The organism is Massilia sp. GCM10023247, assembly GCF_042653325.1.
In the GTDB taxonomy this organism is placed as follows: domain Bacteria; phylum Pseudomonadota; class Gammaproteobacteria; order Burkholderiales; family Burkholderiaceae_D; genus Telluria.
This window is the reverse complement of record NZ_JBHSIB010000005.1, coordinates 82,880-102,675: the sequence shown is the minus strand read 5'-3', so window position 1 is coordinate 102,675 and position 19,796 is coordinate 82,880. Positions and strand designations below refer to the sequence as shown.

The 19,796-nt window shown below is 65.8% G+C and carries 18 protein-coding genes; 14 read left to right on the top strand and 4 right to left on the bottom strand.

The features are described 5' to 3' along the window. The first annotated feature begins 17 nt into the window (after positions 1-17). The 11 genes from minD to ACFPAH_RS01865 all read left to right on the top strand — a co-directional run bounded on the left by minD (position 18) and on the right by ACFPAH_RS01865 (position 11,631). Complete coding sequence (gene minD, locus ACFPAH_RS01915; RefSeq protein ID WP_379739797.1) at positions 18-833, top strand: septum site-determining protein MinD; 816 nt, start codon at positions 18-20, stop codon at positions 831-833. A 1-nt stretch (position 834) separates the two neighbouring features. Next, positions 835-1,086, top strand: a complete 252-nt coding sequence (minE, locus tag ACFPAH_RS01910; protein ID WP_379739794.1) for a cell division topological specificity factor MinE — start codon at positions 835-837, stop codon at positions 1,084-1,086. Between the two features lie 454 nt (positions 1,087-1,540). Beyond that, complete coding sequence (locus ACFPAH_RS01905; RefSeq protein WP_379739791.1) at positions 1,541-2,233, top strand: response regulator transcription factor; 693 nt, start codon at positions 1,541-1,543, stop codon at positions 2,231-2,233. Positions 2,234-2,339: 106 nt separating this feature from the next. Further along, positions 2,340-3,623 carry a glutamyl-tRNA reductase gene (gene hemA, locus ACFPAH_RS01900; RefSeq protein WP_379739788.1) on the top strand — a complete coding sequence of 428 codons (1,284 nt, stop codon included), beginning with the start codon at positions 2,340-2,342 and terminating at the stop codon, positions 3,621-3,623. Positions 3,624-3,710: 87 nt separating this feature from the next. Beyond that, positions 3,711-4,787 carry a peptide chain release factor 1 gene (gene prfA / locus ACFPAH_RS01895; RefSeq protein WP_379739785.1) on the top strand — a complete coding sequence of 359 codons (1,077 nt, stop codon included), beginning with the start codon at positions 3,711-3,713 and terminating at the stop codon, positions 4,785-4,787. A gap of 118 nt (positions 4,788-4,905) precedes the next feature. Next, positions 4,906-5,376, top strand: coding sequence for a disulfide bond formation protein B (locus ACFPAH_RS01890; protein ID WP_379739782.1), 471 nt, complete (start codon positions 4,906-4,908; stop codon positions 5,374-5,376). Further along, positions 5,373-6,194 carry a peptide chain release factor N(5)-glutamine methyltransferase gene (prmC, locus tag ACFPAH_RS01885; RefSeq protein WP_379739779.1) on the top strand — a complete coding sequence of 274 codons (822 nt, stop codon included), beginning with the start codon at positions 5,373-5,375 and terminating at the stop codon, positions 6,192-6,194. Before ACFPAH_RS01890 ends, prmC begins: the two co-directional genes overlap by 4 nt. A gap of 76 nt (positions 6,195-6,270) precedes the next feature. Beyond that, positions 6,271-8,364 carry a DUF885 domain-containing protein gene (locus tag ACFPAH_RS01880; protein WP_379739776.1) on the top strand — a complete coding sequence of 698 codons (2,094 nt, stop codon included), beginning with the start codon at positions 6,271-6,273 and terminating at the stop codon, positions 8,362-8,364. Positions 8,365-8,492: 128 nt separating this feature from the next. Next, positions 8,493-10,088, top strand: a complete 1,596-nt coding sequence (gene gshA, locus ACFPAH_RS01875; RefSeq protein WP_379739773.1) for a glutamate--cysteine ligase — start codon at positions 8,493-8,495, stop codon at positions 10,086-10,088. Between the two features lie 18 nt (positions 10,089-10,106). Then, a complete protein-coding gene (locus ACFPAH_RS01870) occupies positions 10,107-11,150 on the top strand; it encodes a histone deacetylase family protein (RefSeq protein WP_379739770.1) in 1,044 nt (347 codons plus the stop codon). A 13-nt stretch (positions 11,151-11,163) separates the two neighbouring features. Further along, positions 11,164-11,631, top strand: a complete 468-nt coding sequence (locus ACFPAH_RS01865) for a GNAT family N-acetyltransferase (RefSeq protein WP_379739767.1) — start codon at positions 11,164-11,166, stop codon at positions 11,629-11,631. Here the strand turns inward: ACFPAH_RS01865 and ACFPAH_RS01860 are convergent. The 3 genes from ACFPAH_RS01860 to ACFPAH_RS01850 all read right to left on the bottom strand — a co-directional run bounded on the left by ACFPAH_RS01860 (position 11,628) and on the right by ACFPAH_RS01850 (position 15,362). Next, a complete protein-coding gene (locus ACFPAH_RS01860; RefSeq protein ID WP_379739764.1) occupies positions 11,628-12,842 on the bottom strand; it encodes a hypothetical protein in 1,215 nt (404 codons plus the stop codon). The two genes, ACFPAH_RS01865 and ACFPAH_RS01860, sit on opposite strands and share 4 nt — an antisense overlap. A gap of 96 nt (positions 12,843-12,938) precedes the next feature. Next, positions 12,939-13,370: an FKBP-type peptidyl-prolyl cis-trans isomerase gene (locus tag ACFPAH_RS01855; RefSeq protein ID WP_379739761.1), complete on the bottom strand. Its 432-nt coding sequence runs from the start codon at positions 13,368-13,370 to the stop codon at positions 12,939-12,941. Between the two features lie 114 nt (positions 13,371-13,484). Continuing rightward, positions 13,485-15,362 (bottom strand): potassium transporter Kup, encoded by a 1,878-nt coding sequence (locus tag ACFPAH_RS01850; RefSeq protein ID WP_379739758.1) that lies wholly within the window; start codon positions 15,360-15,362, stop codon positions 13,485-13,487. A gap of 164 nt (positions 15,363-15,526) precedes the next feature. Here ACFPAH_RS01850 and rarD point away from each other — a divergent pair, with 164 nt between their 5' ends. From rarD to ACFPAH_RS01835, 3 genes are all read left to right on the top strand, one after another. Then, complete coding sequence (gene rarD, locus ACFPAH_RS01845) at positions 15,527-16,426, top strand: EamA family transporter RarD (protein ID WP_379739755.1); 900 nt, start codon at positions 15,527-15,529, stop codon at positions 16,424-16,426. A gap of 62 nt (positions 16,427-16,488) precedes the next feature. Next, positions 16,489-18,156: an energy-dependent translational throttle protein EttA gene (gene ettA / locus ACFPAH_RS01840; RefSeq protein ID WP_379739752.1), complete on the top strand. Its 1,668-nt coding sequence runs from the start codon at positions 16,489-16,491 to the stop codon at positions 18,154-18,156. A 184-nt stretch (positions 18,157-18,340) separates the two neighbouring features. Continuing rightward, on the top strand, positions 18,341-18,919 hold the full coding sequence (locus ACFPAH_RS01835) for an REP-associated tyrosine transposase (protein ID WP_417568497.1): 579 nt from the start codon (positions 18,341-18,343) through the stop codon (positions 18,917-18,919). Between the two features lie 223 nt (positions 18,920-19,142). Here ACFPAH_RS01835 and ACFPAH_RS01830 read toward each other — a convergent pair whose 3' ends face one another. Next, positions 19,143-19,721 (bottom strand): porin family protein, encoded by a 579-nt coding sequence (locus ACFPAH_RS01830; protein WP_379739746.1) that lies wholly within the window; start codon positions 19,719-19,721, stop codon positions 19,143-19,145. Positions 19,722-19,796 lie beyond the last annotated feature (75 nt).

Below are 19,796 nucleotides of genomic sequence, written 5' to 3'. Positions count from 1 at the left end.
TGATAAAGGACACTTTTGTGGCAAGAATTATTGTTGTGACGTCCGGTAAGGGCGGTGTGGGCAAAACCACTTCGAGCGCGAGCTTTTCCACTGGCCTGGCGCTGCGCGGCCACAAGACCGCCGTGCTGGACTTCGACGTCGGCCTGCGTAACCTCGACCTGATCATGGGTTGCGAACGCCGTGTGGTCTACGACCTCGTCAACGTCATCAATGGCGAAGCGACGCTGAACCAGGCCCTGATCAAGGACAAGCACTGCGACAACCTGTTCATCCTGCCGGCCTCGCAAACGCGCGACAAGGAAGCGCTGTCGGAAGACGGCGTCGAGCGCGTACTGAACGAGCTGGTCAAGATGGGCTTCGAATTCATCATTTGCGATTCGCCGGCCGGCATCGAACACGGCGCCCTGATGGCGCTGACCTTCGCCGACGAGGCCCTGATCGTGACCAACCCGGAAGTGTCCTCGGTGCGCGACTCCGACCGCATCCTCGGCATCATCCAGGCCAAGTCGCGCCGCGCCCAGACCGGCGGCGAGCCGGTCAAGGAACACCTCTTGATTACCCGTTATTCGCCGAAGCGCGTCGAAAACGACGAAATGCTGTCCTACCAGGACGTGCAGGAAATCCTGCGCATCCCGCTGCTGGGCATCATCCCGGAATCGGAATCGGTGCTGCACGCCTCGAACCAGGGCAATCCGGCGATCCACTTCAAGGGGACCGACGTGGCCGAAGCCTACGAGGACGTGATTGCCCGCTTCCTCGGCGAAGACCGCCCGCTGCGCTTTACGAACTACGAAAAGCCTGGCTTGCTGCAGCGAATCTTTGGGGCGAAATGACATGGCCCTGCTCTCATTCCTGTTCCCCGAAAAGAAGAAGAGCGCCAACGCAGCCAAGGAACGGCTGCAGATCATCATCGCCCGCGAGCGTACCAACCGCGCCGGTCCCGACTTCCTGCCGGCGCTGCACCGTGAACTGATCGAGGTGATTTCGAAGTACACCAAGGTCAACGCGGACGACATCAAACTGTCGCTCGACCGCCAGGGCAACCTGGAAGTACTCGAAGTGAACGTGGTACTGCCGGACGCCTGATCCGCGGCCCGTTCGGGCACCCGCTTCGAACTCGACGGCAGTGCTGCGCGCACTGCTCAACGGCAGTGCCCCCACTGCTCAACGGCAGTGCCCCGCACTGCCGTTGTCATTTCATCGATCAAAATGGGCGCTGCGCCGCCCCGCCTTCCCTGTCCCGCAGCGCCAAAGCGCTTGCCCTTTGCGCCAATCCGTTGTCAAATTATGTTGTTTTTTTGACGCGAATGTTGCATTTCAGCCTCATTTGGATGAGTTACATTCCTACAAATGAAAACTGTCGAAATTGAGCAATTGCCGGGCTAGCCGCGATCAAAAGCCGTTTTATGCGCATGCCACCCAGCGCCGACGATCAAAAATGGAAGTTTACGAGTAGCATTATTTTGTGAAAGTCTGTTATAGTCAGTTTAACGTTGTAGGAGTGATCCTACAGTACGACTTTAACACTTGCGCACCCGCCATGAGAATAGCCGTCCTCGATAATGACCGTAGTCAAGCAGAACTGATCTGCCAGGTACTCAGTGCGGCTGGCCATAGCTGCCAATTCTTCGACAACGCCAAGGACATGCTGGCCCAGATGCGCAAGGACAGCACCGATCTGCTGATCATGGATTGGCCGGCGGGCGACCTCGAAGCGGCCGATATCCTGCGCCGCGCGAAGGAAAAGATGGCGCCCGACGCCCCGGCCATGTTCCTTGTCGGCAGCTCGGCCGAGGACGACATCGTGGCCGGCATGCTGGCCGGCGCCGACGACTACGTGGTCAAGCCGCTGCGCCGCGGCGAACTGGTCGCGCGCGTCTCGGCCCTGCTGCGGCGCGCCTATCCGACCCAGACCAGCACCGAACAGCTGCAGTTCGGCCCGTATGTCTTCGAAACCCGCCCGGGCCGCCTCTTAAAAGACGGCAGCGTCATCGACGTCACCCAAAAAGAGTTTTATCTGGCCCTGCTGTTCTTCCGGAATATCGGCCGCCCGCTGTCGCGCGCTTATATTCACGAGGCCGTCTGGGTACGCGAAACGGCCGTGCCGTCGCGTACCATGGACACCCACGTCTCGCGCGTGCGTAACAAGCTCAGCCTGCGTCCGGAAAACGGCTTCCGCCTGGTCCCGGTGTACAGCTACGGCTATCGGCTGGAAAAACTGGGCGCCCTATAACACAGCCAAGGGTTGGCGGCCCCTCGTTGGGGGCACCCCGTGCCCCAACGCCCTGCACGCATGAGGGTATAATGGGCATATACGCTGCCCTCCTTTCTTCCCAAGAATGCAACTGCTCGCCGTTGGCCTGAACCACACGACCGCACCGGTCTCGCTGCGCGAGCAGCTGGCGCTCGGCCCCGAGCAGCTCGGCCGCGCGGTGGGCGCGGCGCGCGAATGGTTCGGCCGCTTCGGCGATGGCGCCCAGCGCGGGGCCGATGAAGCGGCGATCTTGTCCACCTGTAACCGTACCGAACTGTATGCCGCGAGCAGCGTGCCCGAGCCGCTCGACGCCTCGGCCCAGTTCCTGGCGCATTACCACGCCCTGAATTTCGCCGAACTGCGGCCCCACCTGTACATGCTGCCGCAGGGCGATTGCGTGCGCCATGCGTTTCGTGTCGCCTCCGGCCTCGATTCGATGGTACTCGGCGAGCCGCAGATCCTCGGCCAGATGAAGGACGCGGTGCGCACCGCCGAACAGGCCGGCGGCCTCGGTACCTACCTGCACCAGCTGTTCCAGCGCAGCTTCGCGGTGGCCAAGGAAGTGCGCACCACCACCGCCATCGGCGCCAACAGCGTCTCGATGGCCGCCGCCGCGGTACGCCTGTCGCAGCGCATCTTCGATCGCATTTCCGATCAACATGTGCTGTTCATCGGTGCCGGCGAGATGATCGAGCTGTGCGCGGCCCACTTCGCGGCGCACAACCCGAAATCGATCACCATCGCCAACCGCACCATGGAGCGCGGCGAATCGCTCGCCACGCGCCTGAACGGCCGCGCGATGCGCCTGGCCGACCTGCCCGAGCAGCTGGCCAGCTTCGACATCGTCGTCTCCTGCACCGCCTCGACCCTGCCGCTGATCGGTCTCGGGCTGGTCGAGCGCGCGATCAAGGCGCGCCGCCACCGCCCGGTCTTCATGGCCGACCTCGCCGTGCCGCGCGACATCGAGCCCGAAGTCGGCCGCCTCGACGACGTCTTCCTGTACACCGTCGACGACCTGGCGCAAGTGGTACAAACCGGCATGGAGAGCCGGCAAGCCGCCGTCGCCCAGGCCGAAGCCATCATCGACAGCCGGGTCCAGTCCTTCATGAGCTGGGTCGGCGACCGCGCCGTGGTGCCGGTGATCCAGGAATTGCACGAGTCGAGCGAAGCGCTGCGCCTGGCCGAGCTCGAGCGCGCGCGGCGCCTGCTGGCGCGCGGGGAAGATGCCGAGGCGGTGCTCGAAGCGCTGTCGAAGGGTCTGACGGCGAAATTCCTGCACGGCCCGCAACAGGCGCTGCACCGTGCCCAGGGCGACGAGCGCGCGCGCCTGGCCAGCCTCCTGCCGCAGCTGTTCCGCGGCCGCCGTTAGCGCCGTCCATCCCGCAGTGCGCCCGCATCCGCTGCGGCGCGTCCCGGCGCCCCTGCGCCTTCCTGAACATTTTATTGCCCTGATCCTATGAAACCATCGATGCTGGCCAAGCTGGACCAACTGGCCAACCGCCTGGTCGAACTCGACGAACTGCTGACCCATGAAGGCGCGACCGCCAACATGGATCACTACCGGAAAATGACGCGCGAGCATGCCGAACTCAGTCCGCTGGTGGCGCTCTACCGGCAGTACCAGGATGCCAACGGCGACATCGCCGCCGCCCAGGAGATGCTGCTCGATCCGGACATGAAGGAATTTGCCCAGGAAGAGATCGAATCGGCCAAGTCGCGCCTGGCCGAGCTCGACCTCGACCTGCAGAAAATGCTGCTGCCGAAGGACGAAAACGACGAGCGCAACATTTTTCTTGAAATCCGCGCCGGCACCGGCGGCGACGAGTCGGCCCTGTTCGCGGGAGATTTGCTGCGCATGTACACCCGCTTTGCCGAACGCAACCGCTGGCAGGTGGAGATGGTCTCCGAGTCCGCCTCCGACCTCGGCGGCTACCGCGAAGTCATCGTGCGCGTGATCGGCAACGGCGTGTATTCGAAACTCAAGTTCGAGTCGGGCGGGCACCGCGTGCAGCGGGTGCCGGCCACCGAAACCCAGGGCCGTATCCACACCTCGGCCTGCACGGTCGCCGTGATGCCGGAAGCCGACGAAGTCGAGGACGTGAACATCAACCCGGCCGACCTGCGCATCGACACCTATCGCGCCTCCGGCGCCGGCGGCCAGCACATCAACAAGACCGACTCGGCGGTACGCATTACCCACCTGCCGACGGGAATCGTGGTCGAGTGCCAGGACGACCGCAGCCAGCACAAGAACAAGGCGCAGGCCATGAAAGTGCTCGCGGCGCGCATCAAGGACGTGCAGCTGCGCGAACAGCAGTCGAAGGAGGCGGCGACCCGCAAGAGCCTGATCGGCTCGGGCGACCGCAGCGAACGCATCCGCACCTATAACTTCCCGCAGGGCAGGCTGACCGACCACCGCATCAACCTGACGCTGTATAAACTCGATTTCATTATGGACGGCGACCTCACCGAGCTGACCAATGCGCTGGCGGCCGAGCACCAGGCCGAGCTGCTGGCGGCACTGGGCGATTAAGCGCGCCCTCAGCCTGCTGGGCATTGCCAATGTGAAAATACGGCAGCCGCGTTGTGCGGCCGTATGCGAGAATCGCGTTTTGCCGTTTTGCCATCCTGACCACGAAAGCCTTATCGAGATGCCACGTTCCCGTTCCGCCCTGCTGGCCATTTCCTTCATCTGCTTCGCCCTGATCGGCGCCGCCCTCTACCTGCAGCACGCGAAAGACATGCTGCCCTGCCCGCTGTGCGTGATCCAGCGCTACCTGTTCCTCGGCATCGGCATCGCCGCCCTGGCCGGGGCGCTGTCGGGCAAGCTGCGCGCCGGCGCCGGCGTCGCGCTGCTGGCGGCGCTGGGCGGGCTGGGCGTGGTCGGCAAGCATTTATATGTGCTGGCCAATCCGGGCTTTTCCTGCGGTATCGATCCGATGGAAACGACGCTGAACAAAATCCCGACGGCCGAACTCATGCCGTGGATGTTCCGCGCCGAAGGCCTGTGCGAAAGCGCGGGCGATACCCTGCTCGGGCTGTCGGTTCCGCAGTGGTCGGCCGTCTGGTTCGTGCTGCTGACGCTGGCGCTGGTGTGGGTGCTGGTGCGCCGCGCCCGATGAACATCGACGCCGGGACCACGGTCGGCGCCCTGCAGGCCGGCCTGCCGCTCGACCCGCTGGAAAACCGCATCCTGCTCTGCCACGTGCTGGGCTTGACCCGGGTCGGGCTGATCACGGGCGCCGAGCGCCGGCTGAGCGAGCAAGAAGCGGCGCAGCTGTCGGCGCTGGTCGCGCGCCGCCTGCAGGGCGAGCCGATCGCCTATATCGTCGGGCAGCGCGAATTCTTCGGGCTGCCGTTCCAGGTCGGCCCGGACGTGCTGATTCCCCGTCCCGATACCGAATTGATCGTCGAGCTGGCGCTCGAGCGCCTGGCGCCGGGTGGCCGCCTGCTCGACATGGGCACCGGCAGCGGCGCGATCGCCGTCGCCCTGGCCCACACCCGGCCCGACGCGCACGTCACCGCGCTCGACGTCAGCGAGGCCGCGCTCGCGGTGGCGCGCGCGAATGCGGCCGCCAACGGCGCCCAGGTGCGCTTCCTGCGCAGCGACTGGTTCGCGGCGCTGGGCGACGACAGCTTCGACCTGATCGTCTCGAACCCGCCGTATATCGCGGCCGGCGACGCCCACCTGGCCCAGGGCGACCTGCGCTTCGAGCCGGCCGGCGCGCTGACGGACCACGCCGACGGCCTGGCGGCGCTGCGCATCATCGTCGGCGGCGCCGCGGCCCACCTGGAGGCGGGCGGCCGGCTGCTGCTCGAACATGGCTACGACCAGGCCGAGGCGGTGCGGACATTGCTGTCCGCGGCCGGCTACACGGAAGTGCAAAGCTGGCGCGACCTGGCCGGCATCGAACGGGTCAGCGGCGGCCGCAGAGGGTAGACCGCCTCCGCATCGCCCCGTGCGCGGGATTCGGCACAGCTTGTTACAATGGCCCTTCCGCCACTCTTGACTGCCGATGCGACGCCTTCTCGCCCTCCTGCTCCTGTTCACCGCCCTGTTCCACGGCCTGGCCCGTGGCGCGTCCGGGCAGGCGGCGGGCTTGTTCGAGCGCGACTGGCAGTGGCAGCTGCAAACCCACCCCGAATACGCCACCACGCTCGGCGACCGGCGCCATAACGCCCGCCTGTCCGACACCTCGCTCGCCGCCAGCCGCGCCGCGCGCGAGGTCGCGAAAACCATGCTCGAGGAAGCCCGCGCCATCGAGCGCGACGGCTTGAGCCCGCAGGAACAGCTGTCGCTCGACCTGTTCATCGCCGACAAGGAGCGCCAGCTTGCCCTGCTGGCCTTCCACGCCTTCGACCCGCAGCCGCTCACCGCCTGGGACGGCCTGCATGTGCGCCTGCCGCGGCTGGTGGCGCAAACACCTTTCGAGAACGAAGAAGACTACCGCAACTACATCGCCCGCCTGCAGGCGCTGCCGGCGCATGCCGACGGCCTGATCGAGCAAATGCGCGAAGGCATGCGCACCGGCTGGACGGCGCCCAGGGCAAGCGTGCGCGGCGTGCCCGCACTGCTGCGCGCGATGCGCGACAAGCTGCCCGACGGCCCGCTGGCGGCACCCTTCAAACGGATGCCGGGCACGCTGGAAGCCCCGCTGCGCGAGGAACTGGTCGCCGCCGGCATGGCCGCGCTGCGCGACAGCGCCGCACCGGCCTTGCGCAAGCTCGAAGAATTCGTGCGCACCGACTACCTGCCGGCCGCGCGCGAGTCGCTGGCCGCGAGCAGCCTGCCGGGCGGCCTCGGTTATTACGCTTTCCTGGCCCGGCGCGCCACCGGCGGCGACCAGACGCCGGCCGAACTGCATGCGCTCGGCCTGCAGGAGGTGGCGCGCATCCGCGCCGCGATGGAGACGACGATCCGGCGCACCGGGTTCCAGGGCACCCTGCCGCAGTTCCTCGCGTTTGCGCGCAGCGACCCGCGCCTGTTCCCGCGCAATGCCGAGGCGCTGCTGGCGCGCTACCGCCGCGCCATCGAGCGCGCCAACGCGGCCGTGCCGGCCTTGTTCGGCACGATTCCCCTTGACCCGATCGGCGTCAAGCGCCTCGGCCAGCCAGGCGCGGCCGGCCAGGTGGCGGCGTATTACGAAGCCGGCACGCCCCAGCGCAGCGCGGCATTGGTCGTCAATACCGAGCGCCTCGCGACCCACCCGCTGTGGGAGGTCGAGACGCTGGCGCTGCACGAGGCGCTGCCCGGCCATCACCTGCAGGTCGCGCGGGCCCAGGCGCTGCGCGACTTGCCGGCATTTCGCCGCCACCGCTGGGACGACGCCTTCGGCGAAGGCTGGGCGACTTACGCCGAGGGCCTGGGACCGGAACTGGGCTTTTTCCGCGATCCGTTTTCGCAGTTCGGGCACCTGAACGACGACATGTTCCGCGCCGCGCGGCTGGTGGTCGACACCGGACTTCACGCGCTCGGCTGGACGCGGGCCCAGGCGATCGACTACCTGAACACGCATACTGCCAACGCCCCGCTCGATAACGAAATCGAGGTCGACCGCTACATCGCCCAGCCGGCGCAGGCGCTGAGCTACAAGGCCGGCCAGCTGCGCTTCCAGGCGCTGCGCGAACGGGCCCAGAATGCGCTCGGCGCGCGCTTCGACCTGCGCCGCTTCCACGATGCGCTGCTGGGCAATGGCGCGCTGCCGCTGCCGCTGCTCGAGCGCGAAATGGCGCAGTGGCTGTCCGCGCAGCTGGCCCCGCCGGCAGCGCCGCCGGCTGCCGAAAAGACGGGCAGCGCAGCGGACCCGGCGCCTGCCAAGGCGCCTGTCCCCGCGCCCGCCAAACCAGTCGACAAGGCGGCGGGCAAGGAGTCGGCGGCGCCAGCGGCGCCGGTGTCCGCGCCGGCGTCCGCTCCTGCGCCCGCCGCCACACCCGCGCCGAAACCCGCGTCCGCGCCCGTTGCGGCGGGCTCGGCGGGTGCGCCGGGCAAGCCGCCGGCACCCGCCGCCGCCAAGGTCCCGGGCGCGGCCGGCAAGGTAGACAGCGGGTTCCCGCTGCCGCCTGCGCCTGTCCTCCGCGTTGCCGAACCTGCTGCAGCGGCGGCCGATTGAGGCCCGCTTCCTGCCGTTTTCAACCGCCGGCCAGCCCCATCGGAAAATTGACCGGCCGCCGACGCGCTGTCGGATTTTCGGTTACTCTCTGCACCAATCGATAGAGCAGTATAAGAAAGGAAACACCCGTGTCGAACCAATTGACCCGTCGCCTCGCCCTGCTGGACGACGACGCCCATCGCGGCCTGCTCGGCCAGGGCCTGCGCGGCATCGAACGCGAAACCCTGCGCATCGACCGCCAGGGACAGCTCGCGCGCACGCCTCATCCGGTCCAGCTCGGCTCGGCGCTGACCCATCCGCAAATCACGACCGACTACGCCGAAGCGCTGCTCGAATTCATCACGCCGGCCGAACACGACATCGGCCTGGCCCTGCACCGGCTCGACGCGATCCACCGTTTCGCGTATGCGAAGCTGGGCGACGAGATGCTGTGGAGCGAATCGATGCCGGGCGAACTGCCGCCTGAGGAAGACATCGAGATCGCCTGGTACGGCAAATCGAACCTCGGCATGCTCAAGCACGTGTACCGGCGCGGCCTGGCCCTGCGCTACGGCAAGGCGATGCAGTGCATCGCCGGCATCCACTACAACTATTCGCTGCCCGAACAGCTGTGGCAGGTGCTGCGCGAGCACGAAGGCATTCCTGAAGAACGCCGCAATGCGCTGCGCGACTTCCAGTCCGAAAGTTATTTCGCGACGATCCGCAACTTCCGCCGCTACAGCTGGCTGCTGATGTACCTGTTCGGTGCTTCTCCGGCGCTGACGACGAGCTTCCTGCGCGGCCGGGCGCATACGCTAGAGACATTGTCCGACGACACCCTGTTCCTGCCGTATGCGACCAGCCTGCGCATGAGCGACCTGGGCTACCAGAACGATGCCCAGTCGGGCCTGCGTCCGCACGAGAACAGCCTGGAAAGCTATGTGACGAGCCTGATGGACGCGGTCAACCGCCCCTACGCCCCCTACGCGGCGATCGGCACCAAGAAGGACGGCGAATGGGTTCAGCTGTCGACCAACGTGCTGCAGATCGAGAACGAATACTATTCGACGATCCGTCCGAAGCGCGTGATCCGCACCGGCGAGCGGCCGGTGCAGGCGCTGTGCAACCGCGGGGTGCAGTACATCGAGGTGCGCTGCCTCGACGTCGACCCGTTCGAGCCGATCGGCATCGCCGTCGAAACCGGGCGCTTCCTCGACGCCTTCTTGCTGTTCTGCGCACTCGACGAGAGCCCGCTGCTGAGCGCCGCCGAAGGGCAAGTGCACGCCCGCAATTTCGCCCGCACCGTGAAGGAAGGCCGCCGTCCCGGCCTGACCCTGACGCGCGACGGTGAAGAGGTGCCGCTGCAGGCCTGGGCCGACGAGCTGATCGAGCGGATCCGCCCGCTGGCGCGCCTGCTCGACACCGAGCACAACGAGTCCGGCGTGCACGAGGCGGCGCTGGCGCAGCAAAAAGCGAAGATCGCCGATCCCGCCAAAACGCCATCGGCGCGGGTGCTGCAAGAAGTGCGCGCGCTGGGCTCGGCGGCCGCGTTTGGTTTGCGCCAAAGCGAGTTGCACGCTGCCTATTTCCGCGCCAGCCCGCTGATGCCGGCCGAGGAAGCGGCGTTCGCCGAACAGGCGGCCGCGTCGCTGGCCGAGCAGGCCATCATCGAGGGCGCCGACCGGGTCGGCTTCGACGAGTTCGTTGCCGCCTATAACAGCAGTACACTGTGCGGTAATCCATAAGCGCACCCGGGACCGCCTTTGCTCACTTTTTATAACGAACACCACGCCCAGCACCGCGGGCAGCTCGAATGCTTCCGCGGCGAGATGGTGCCCTGTCATGAAAAGCCCGAGCGGGCCGACCTGGTGCTGGCCGAACTCCAGCGCCGCAACCTCGGCGAGATCGTCACCCCGCACCGCGCGCCGCTGGTGTCGCTGGAGCGGATCCACACCCCGCGCTACCTGCACTTCCTGCGCAGCGCCTGGAGCGACTGGCTCGCGCTCGACCCGGCCAACGCGGGCAAGGACGCGCTGCCCTCGGTATGGCCGATCCGCAGCCTGCGCGACGACGTCGAGCCCGAGAATTTCACGGCGCGCCTGGGCCTGTATTCGATGGACAGCGGCACGCCGCTGACGGCGGGCACCTGGAACGCGGCCAGGACCGGCGCCGACTGCGCCATCAACGCGGCCCATGCGCTGCGCCTGGGCGAGCGCGGCAGCTTCGCCCTGACCCGCCCGCCGGGCCACCATGCCGGCGCCGATTTCTTCGGCGGCTACTGCTTCCTGAACAATGCCGCGCTGGCGGCCCAGCACCTGCTCGACGACGGTGTGAGGCGCGTCGCCATCCTCGACATCGACTACCACCACGGCAACGGCACCCAAAGCATTTTCTACGGCCGCAGCGACGTGCTGTTCGTCTCGATCCACGGCGACCCGCGCACCGAATACCCGTTCTACCTCGGCCACGCGGACGAAACCGGGGCCGGACCGGGGCTCGGCTACAACATGAACCTGCCGCTGGCGCGCGGTTCGAGCGCGCCACACTGGTTCGCGGCGCTGGAGACGGCCTGCATCAAACTGGCCGCCTACGCCCCCGAGGCGCTGGTGGTCTCGCTCGGCGTCGACGCCTATGCCGGCGACCCGATCTCCGGCTTTACCCTGCAAAGCAGCGACTTCCTGCGCATCGGCGAGCGCATCGCCTGGCTCGGCCTGCCGACCGCCTTCGTCTTCGAGGGCGGCTATGCGGTGGCCGATGTCGGTATCAACGTCGTCAACGTGCTCGAAGGCTTCGAGACTGCCGCCTGACACCTATCCCCTCATGCAAACAACACCTTCCATCGAATGGCAGTGGTGCAGCTTCGCGGACCTGACCGCTGCCCAGCTGTACGAAGTCCTGGCCCAGCGCCAGCAAGTTTTTATCCTGGAACAGGCCTGCCTGTATCCCGACATCGACGGCTATGACCTCGATGCCCACCACCTGCTCGGCTGGCGCGACATCGGCGGCCGGCGCGTGCTGGTCGCCTACCTGCGCTGCCTGGCGCCGGGTGCGAAATACACGGAAATGTCGCTCGGCCGCGTGCTCACCACCAACGATGCGCGCGGCGGCGGCGTCGGGCGCGAATTGCTGGCGCACGGCATCGCGTATGCCGAACGACTGCATCCGGGCCATCGCATCCGCATCGGCGCCCAACAATATCTGGAAGCCTTTTATCAAAGCTTCGGTTTCGACACCGTCTCCGCGCCCTATGACGAAGACGGCATCATGCACATCGACATGCTGCGCTAATACGTAGGAAAAACGAACACGCGCGCCTTGCGGGGTGTGCGCCGCCGCGCGCCCGCACTGCGCCTGCGCGCCGCCTCCGCGATGCCGAGGCCGGCCAGGCCGGCCAGCCAGAGTGCAGCCGGCTGCGGCTCGGGAATGGCCGCGACCGGGTCGAGCCGCACCGCGCGGCAGTCGCCAAAGGCGGTGCAGGCATAGGCGGCAATCTGCCCGGCATCGTTGATACCGACCGCGTCGAGCAGGGTCCAGACGCCGGGACGCTCGACCAGCAGATTGAGGTCGCGCAGCGCCCCGTCGCGGTACAGGAAGGCGCTCGAAAAATCGATGCCCGGCACGTCGCCGGCGTAGGTCGAGAAGCCCACCACCATGCCCGCCTGGTTGAGGCCACGCGCCTCGGTCACGGCGCCGCCGAGCGAGCCGAGGTCGCGCATCACGCCCTCGCTGTACAGGAAGGCGTGCTCGATGTCGGCGTCGATGAAACTGGTGCCGGCCACCTGGCCGGCGTCGTTGATCGCGGCGGCCGCGCTCGACGGGCCGCCGAGGGTGCCGAGGTCGCGCAGCGTGCCGTCGCGGTAGAGGAAGGCGTGGAAGGCGGTAAACCCGGGCAGGAAGGACGAGCCGACGACCTCGCCGGCCGCGTTGATACCGGTGGCCCGTGCCGAACCGCCGCCGGGGCTGCCGCTCAGGTCTCCGATATCGCGGGCCACCCCGTCGCTGTACAAAAAGGCGTGGTTTTCGCCGGCCGCATCGACCCAGGTGCCGGCCACCTGCCCGCGTGCATTGACGCCGTTGCCGCTGCTGGCCACGCCGAGCTGGCCGATGTCGCGCAGCGCGCCGGCACGGTACAGGAAGGCGTGGCTGCTGCCGTCGGGCCGGGCGGCGCTGCCGGTGACGTAGCCATTGTTGCTGAGGGCCAGCGCCGTGCCCGATTCGCCGCCCAGCGTGCCGATGTCGAGGATGGCGGTACCGTCCCAGACAAAGGCGCGCCCGGCCAACTGGCCGGCGATGCGGCCGGCGTTGTCGATCGCCGACGGCGTCGAGTTTTCCGGGCCGAACACGATGGTATAGGTGGCCTGCGCCAGCGCCGCCGTGTGCAGGCAGGGCAAGAGCTGCGCGGCCAGCAGCCAGCGCAGAGGGCGCGCGGCGACAGAGGGCGCCCGGAGCAGACCGGACGCGAGCAGACCGGACGCGAGCAAAAAAGTGCGCAGCAGCATGAACGGCCCCGGAATCGTTAGCGGAACGCCAATGATGTCGAAAAGGCCAGCCGCGCCATCTGCGCTATCTCAGGTGTGCGCGCGATCGCGCGCGCCTCATTCGACCTTGAGCAGCTCCACGTCGAACACCAGGCCGGCGTTGGGCGGAATCGCGCCGCTGCCCCTGGCGCCGTAGGCCAGGCTGGCCGGAATCGACAGGGTCCGCTTGCCGCCGACCTGCATGCCGACCAGGCCCTGGTCCCAGCCCGGGATCACGGAACCCTTGCCGAGCGTGAAGCCGATGGTCCCGCTGTCGAACTGCATGCCCTTGTTGCCCGGCGCGCTCGTGCTGTACAGCCAGCCGGTATAGGTGACGGTCAGGGCTTTGCCGGCGGTGGCGGTCGCGCCGCTGCCGACGACGCTGTCGGTCACGAGCAGGGTGGCCGGGCTGGCAACGACAATGCCGCTCCCGTCGTTGTCGCCGCCGCCGCCGCAGGCGGTCAGGCTCAGTACGGCCGCGCAGGCGGCGGCCAGGATGGTCGATTTCATGTGCATCGGTAGAGTCGAAAAAAAGGGGAAAAGGTATGCATGCGAACTCAGCAGCAACGCACCTTACCGGATACGTGCTGCCTGAACTGTCCGCTTTTTGTCCCGCTTTTGTAATCAGATCGTCACTTGCGTGCCGAGCTCGATGACCCGGTTGCTGGGGATCTGGTAGTAGTCGGCGGCGGCGCGCGCATTGCGCGACATGGTCACGAACAGGTGTTCGCGCCACGGCGCCATGCCGCCTCCGGGCGCCGAGATCACGGTCTGGCGCGCGATGAAGAACGAGGTCTCCATCATCTCGAACGGCAGGCCGTGCTTGGCGCAATGGTGCATCACGCCCGGAATGTCGGGCTCGTCCTTGAAGCCGTAATCGACGTTCAGCTGGAAGCAGTTGTGGCCCAGTTTGACCACTTCGACCTGCTCTTCCAGCGGGACCCACGGTTCCTCGCGGATGCGCACCGTCAGGAACACCACGCGCTCGTGCAGCACCTTGTTGTGCAGCAGGTTGTGCAGCAGCGCATGCGGCACGCCATCGGTCTCGCCGCGCAGGAAGATCGCGGTGCCGGGCACCCGCAGCGGCGGGCCCACGAACAGCGACTGCAGGAAGGCGTCGAGCGGGATGGCATGCTTTTCCAGGTTCTCGAACACCAGTTCGCGGCCGCGTTTCCAGGTCAGCATGCCGGTCAGCAGGATCGAGCCCAGCAGCAGCGGGAACCAGCCGCCGTGGAACAGTTTCAAGGTGGTCGACGAGAACAGCATCACGTCGATCGTGAAGAAGAAGCCGGTGGCGCCGATGCACACCACCAGCGGCAGGTGCCAGCGGTAGCGCGTGACGAAAAAGGTCAAAATCGTGGTCGCCATCATGGTCGCGGTGACGGCGATGCCGTAGGCGCCGGCCAGCTTTTCGGAAGAGCCGAAGCCGATCACGGCCAGCAGGACCACGCACAGCTGCAGCCAGTTCACGGCCGGAATGTAGATCTGGCCGATTTCGCTTTCCGAGGTGTGCAGGATGCGCATGCGCGGCAACAGGCCGAGGGCAATCGCCTGCTTGGTCATCGAATAGGTGCCGGAAATCGTCGCCTGCGAGGCGATCACGGCGGCCATGGTCGACAGGATCACCAGCGGAATCACGCTCCAGGTGCCGAGCTGGTGGAAGAACGGATTCTCGATCGCGGTGGGGTCGGCGATCAAGAGGCCGCCCTGGCCCAGGTAGTTCAGCGTCAGCGCCGGAAACGTGATCATGAACCAGGCCATGCGGATCGGCTTCTTGCCGAAATGGCCCATGTCCGCGTACAGCGCTTCGGCGCCCGTCACCGCCAGCACGATGGCGCCCAGCGCGACGAAGGCCAGGAATTTATTCTCGAGCATGAAGCGCAGGGCGTAATAGGGATTCAGGGCGTTCAGCACCACCGGTGTTTCGACGATGTTGACGATCCCCATCGCGGCCAGGCTGAGGAACCAGACCAGCATGACCGGACCGAAGAAGCGGCCGATGCCGGCCGTGCCGTGGCGCTGCACGCTGTACAAGGCGACCAGCACCACGATGGTCAGCGGCACCACGTAATGGGCCATGCCGGGCGTGGCCACTTCCAGCCCTTCGATCGCGCCCAGCACCGAAATGGCCGGCGTGATCACGCTGTCGCCGTAGAACATGGTGGCGCCGAGCACGCCGATGACGAGCAAGGGGAAATGCCAGCGCGAGGCGCGCGTGACGGAATGGAGCACCAGCGCCATCAAGGCCATGATGCCGCCTTCTCCCCGGTTGTCGGCGCGCAGCACCAGCGTCACGTACTTGAGCGAGACGATCATCGTCAGGCTCCAGAAAATCAGGGAAATGACACCGAGGATGTTCGGTGTGCTCAAAGGCAGGCCATGCTCAGGGTCGAAGATGGCGCGTAATGTATAGAGGGGGCTGGTGCCGATGTCGCCGTAGACGATACCGACGGCGGACAGGGTCAGCGCCGCGATGCTGCTTTTCTTATTTTCGGACGTCAAGATTGCACCATTCTTCTATTCTGGTGCGCCGCACCATAAAAGATCGACAATGAAATTGCAAGTAGATTTCGTCAGGCATCATACACCTGTGCAAAATTGGCCCGCGCCAGCAGCGCCCTGCCAGATCGGAGATAATGCGCTCCCTCCCATCTGTTCCATTTCCCATGCGCACCGGCATTGTTTCCGCTACCCTGGCCTTCCTGTGCTGGGGCCTGTTCCCGATTTATTTCCATACATTGGACGAGGTGCCGCCCCTGCAGATCCTGGCGCACCGGATGCTGTGGTCGCTCGCCTTCTTGCTGATCGTGCTGGGGCTGCGGCGCCAGTGGCGCTGGCTCGAGCAAGTGCGCCAGCCGCGCGTGTTCCGGAGTTTCGTGGCCTCGGCTTTCCTGCTCAGCGCCAACTGGCTGGTGTATATCTGGGCAGTCAATAACGGCCACGTGATCGAGGCCAGCCTCGGCTACTTCATCACTCCGCTGTTCAACATCATGCTGGGCTACCTGATCCTCAAGGAGCGCCTGCGCCCGGTGCAGTGGGCCGCGATCGCGCTGGCCGGCCTGGGCGTGGCCTGGCTCACCTGGCAGACCGGCACGGTGCCGTGGATCGCGCTGTTCCTGGCGGTCTCGTTCGGCGGCTACGGGCTGCTGCGCAAGACTGCCGCGCTCGGCGCATTGGAGGGATTGTCGTTCGAGACGATGGTGCTGTTCCCGATTGCGGCCGCGTATGTCGCCTGGCTGAGCTTCAACGGCAGCAACGCCTTCGTCAACACGCCCTCGGACACGACGCGCCTGCTGCTGGTGGCGGCCGGGCCGATCACGGCCATCCCGTTGCTGCTGTTTGCCAATGGCGCGCGCCAGCTCCCGCTGTCGATCCTCGGCCTGCTGCAATACCTGTCGCCGACCATCCAGTTCCTGCTCGGCGTGCTGCTGTTCAAGGAAGCGTTTACGGTTGACCGCCTGACCGGGTTTGCGCTGATCTGGATCGCGCTGCTCCTGTTTGCGGGCGAAGGATTGCTGCGGCACAGCATGGAGGAAGCGAAGGCGCAGCCGAAAGTTTCGCGATAAGGGTGACCCGGGGCGTGCTTCTATCGTATGCTGTGCAACTTGATTGTCTACAGAGTTAAAGAATGGCCAATTACGTCTATACCATGAACCGCGTCGGCAAGATCGTGCCGCCGAAACGCCAGATCCTGAAAGATATTTCGCTGTCGTTCTTCCCGGGTGCGAAGATCGGCGTGCTGGGCCTGAACGGCTCGGGCAAGTCGACCCTGCTCAAGATCATGGCAGGCATCGACACCGACATTCAGGGCGAAGCGCGCCCGATGCCGGGCCTGAACATCGGCTACCTGCCGCAGGAACCGCAGCTCGACCCGGAAAAGACGGTACGCCAGGAAGTCGAATCGGGTCTCGGCGAGGCCTTCGAGGCGCAAGCCAAGCTGGAAGCCGTGTACGCGGCCTACGCCGATGAAGACGCGGATTTTGATGCGCTGGCGAAAGAGCAGGAACGCCTGGAGGCGATCATCTCCTCGTCCGACGGCGGCAATTTGAATTTGCAGCTGGAAATGGCGGCCGACGCGCTGCGCCTGCCGCCCTGGGATGCCAAGATCGGCGTGCTCTCGGGTGGCGAGAAGCGCCGCGTGGCGCTGTGCAAACTGCTGCTGAGTAAACCGGACATGCTGCTGCTCGACGAACCAACCAACCACCTGGACGCGGAATCGGTCGAGTGGCTGGAACAGTTCCTGCTGCGCTTCCCGGGCACCGTGGTCGGCATCACCCACGACCGCTACTTCCTCGACAACGCCGCCGAATGGATCCTGGAACTGGACCGCGGCTCGGGCATCCCGTGGAAGGGCAATTACTCGTCCTGGCTGGACCAGAAGCAGGCCCGCCTGAAGCAGGAAGAAGCGACGGAATCGGCACGCCAGAAGGCGCTGGCCAAGGAACTCGAGTGGGCACGCCAGAATCCGAAGGCACGGCAAGCCAAATCGAAGGCCCGCCTGGCGCGCTTCAACGAACTGTCCGAATTCGAATACCAGAAACGCAACGAGACCCAGGAGATCTTCATCCCCGTGGCCGAGCGCCTGGGCAACGAAGTCATCGAGTTCAAGAACGTCTCGAAAGCCTTCGGCGACCGCCTGCTGCTCGATAACGTCTCGTTCACCGTGCCGCCGGGCGCGATCGTCGGCATCATCGGCCCCAACGGCGCCGGTAAGTCGACCCTGTTCAAGATGATCGCGGGCAAGGAACAGCCGGACAGCGGCGAAGTCGTGATCGGTCAAACGGCCCGCATCTCGCTGGTCGACCAGCACCGCGACGAGCTGGCCAACAACAAGACCGTGTTCGAAGACGTCACCGGCGGCGCCGACATGCTCAGCGTCGGCCGCTTCGAAATGCCGTCGCGCGCCTACCTGGGCCGGTTCAACTTCAAAGGTTCGGACCAGCAAAAGATCGTCGGCAACCTGTCGGGTGGCGAACGCGGCCGCCTGCACCTGGCCAAGACGCTGCTGCAAGGCGGCAACGTCCTGCTGCTGGACGAACCGTCGAACGACCTCGACGTGGAAACCCTGCGCGCGCTGGAAGACGCCCTGCTCGAATTCGCCGGCAGCGTGATGGTGATTTCGCACGATCGCTGGTTCCTCGACCGCATCGCGACCCACATCCTGGCCTTCGAAGGCAATTCGCAAGTCACTTTCTTCGACGGTAACTACCAGGAATACGAAGCGGACAAGAAGAAGCGCCTCGGCGAAGAAGGCGCCAAGCCGAAGCGGATTCGCTACAAGCCGCTGACGACCTGATCCACGGATCACGCCCGCAGTATCGGCTCCCGCAAGGAGTCGCGCTGAATGATCAGTAAAACGCCCGGCATCGTCGGGCGTTTTTATTTTCGCGCGGAAATGGATCGCGGCCGAATAAACGTCGTGTGTAGAATCGATCGCTGATGAGGCCAATAGTTCCCGCCTCCCCTTTGCGCCAATCGGCATGGCGACCATCCTCGATTGGCACACTTTGCCCATGACTGACTACCGCGACAACCGGGTTCCTGGTGGAACCTTTTTCTTCACGGTTCGGCTGTTAAACCGTGGCAGCACCCTGTTGACCGACCATATTTCCGCCTTTGGAGAAGCGATCCGCCAGGCGCGGGTACGCAAGCCCTTCCATGTCGACGGCTGGGTGGTGCTGCCCGACCACGCCCACGCGATGTGGACGCTGCCGCCGGGCGACCACGACTGCTCGAGCCGCTGGCGCGCGGTCAAGATCGCCTTTTCGAAAGCCTTGCGCAAGTCGCTCGTGGGCGCCAGCCCCGACGGCGCCATCTGGGAACGCCAGTACCAGGAGTTCCGGGTCAGCGACGATGCCGAATATGCGGCCCTGATCGACTACATGCACAGCAACCCGGTGCGCCACGGACTGTGCGCCAGCGCCTGCGACTGGCCCTGGTCGTCGCTGCACCGGTTTATTGCGGCCGGTTTCACCACCGTCGAGACGCAGACGGCGCCGGTCCTGCCGCCGTGGGCCTTGGGGGCGCGCGCAGCGATCGGCGCGGCGCCGCCTTTGTAGCGAAGGTGGCGGCTTTGCTTGAGATGATCCGCGCTACCGTAGGGTGAGCGGGTCCCCCGCTCACGCGTTCAAGCGCTGCATGCTTTTCGCACCAGCTCGTTTCCCGCACCGCTTGAACGCGTAGGCAGGGGACCTGCCTACCCTACATCCCTCTCGTTCAGCGGCATCTGCAAAAACAAAAAGGGCCCGCAGGCCCTTTTGTTTGTGACAGCTACTGGTCAGCTTAGAAGTTGTACTTCGCGCCGATGGTCAGCACGTCCGGCTTGGCGCCGAAGTCTGCTTTCTTGCCGTAACGCTCGTACTCGGCGATCAGCGACACTTGCTGGTTCAGCGCGTGCTGCACGCCGATGCCGGCGTACACGCCATTGTCGCTCACTTTACGGGCCAGGCCCGGGGTGCTCGAGGTCATTTCGCGCTTGGTGTGCGCCACGCCCAGCTTGCCGTAGACCGAAGTCTGCTCGTTGACCGGCATGGTGGCCTTGCCGGCCAGGTAGCTGCCGTAACCATCGGCTTCGGCCACGCCGTTGGCGCCGTTATAGGTGTAGTTGGCGCGCGACTTGCGGAAGTCGGTGTAGCCGGCCTCGACGCCGAAGTTCTGGTCGATTTCGACGCCGCCGAACAGTTTGCCCGATCCCTTCCAGCCGCTGTTGTCGACGTTGTTAGCGCCGGAAATCTTGAAATCGCTTTCGACGGTCGACACACCGGCGCCGACATAGGCACGTGGAGCGGTGGTGGCGGTGGTCTGGGCCTGGGCGGCCATGGCGGCGGTACCTGCGATCAGTGCAAAGATGAGCTTTTTCATACGAGAATCCTTTATGACAGTGTTGGACTGGCTCGCGATGCATTGTGAATCGCGATGGGTTCAAGATATCACTGT

Excerpts from the sequence above, each read along its gene's own strand:
- ACFPAH_RS01880 (WP_379739776.1), top strand. The coding sequence starts at position 6,271 with ATGCGACGCCTTCTCGCCCTCCTGCTCCTGTTCACCGCCCTGTTCCAC.
- prfA (WP_379739785.1), top strand. The coding sequence starts at position 3,711 with ATGAAACCATCGATGCTGGCCAAGCTGGACCAACTGGCCAACCGCCTG.
- ACFPAH_RS01835 (WP_417568497.1), top strand. The coding sequence starts at position 18,341 with ATGGCGACCATCCTCGATTGGCACACTTTGCCCATGACTGACTACCGC.
- ACFPAH_RS01865 (WP_379739767.1), top strand. The coding sequence starts at position 11,164 with ATGCAAACAACACCTTCCATCGAATGGCAGTGGTGCAGCTTCGCGGAC.
- prmC (WP_379739779.1), top strand. The coding sequence starts at position 5,373 with ATGAACATCGACGCCGGGACCACGGTCGGCGCCCTGCAGGCCGGCCTG.
- rarD (WP_379739755.1), top strand. The coding sequence starts at position 15,527 with ATGCGCACCGGCATTGTTTCCGCTACCCTGGCCTTCCTGTGCTGGGGC.
- minE (WP_379739794.1), top strand. The coding sequence starts at position 835 with ATGGCCCTGCTCTCATTCCTGTTCCCCGAAAAGAAGAAGAGCGCCAAC.
- ACFPAH_RS01860 (WP_379739764.1), bottom strand. The coding sequence starts at position 12,842 with ATGCTGCTGCGCACTTTTTTGCTCGCGTCCGGTCTGCTCGCGTCCGGT.
- ettA (WP_379739752.1), top strand. The coding sequence starts at position 16,489 with ATGGCCAATTACGTCTATACCATGAACCGCGTCGGCAAGATCGTGCCG.
- ACFPAH_RS01830 (WP_379739746.1), bottom strand. The coding sequence starts at position 19,721 with ATGAAAAAGCTCATCTTTGCACTGATCGCAGGTACCGCCGCCATGGCC.
- ACFPAH_RS01890 (WP_379739782.1), top strand. The coding sequence starts at position 4,906 with ATGCCACGTTCCCGTTCCGCCCTGCTGGCCATTTCCTTCATCTGCTTC.
- ACFPAH_RS01855 (WP_379739761.1), bottom strand. The coding sequence starts at position 13,370 with ATGAAATCGACCATCCTGGCCGCCGCCTGCGCGGCCGTACTGAGCCTG.
- hemA (WP_379739788.1), top strand. The coding sequence starts at position 2,340 with ATGCAACTGCTCGCCGTTGGCCTGAACCACACGACCGCACCGGTCTCG.
- ACFPAH_RS01905 (WP_379739791.1), top strand. The coding sequence starts at position 1,541 with ATGAGAATAGCCGTCCTCGATAATGACCGTAGTCAAGCAGAACTGATC.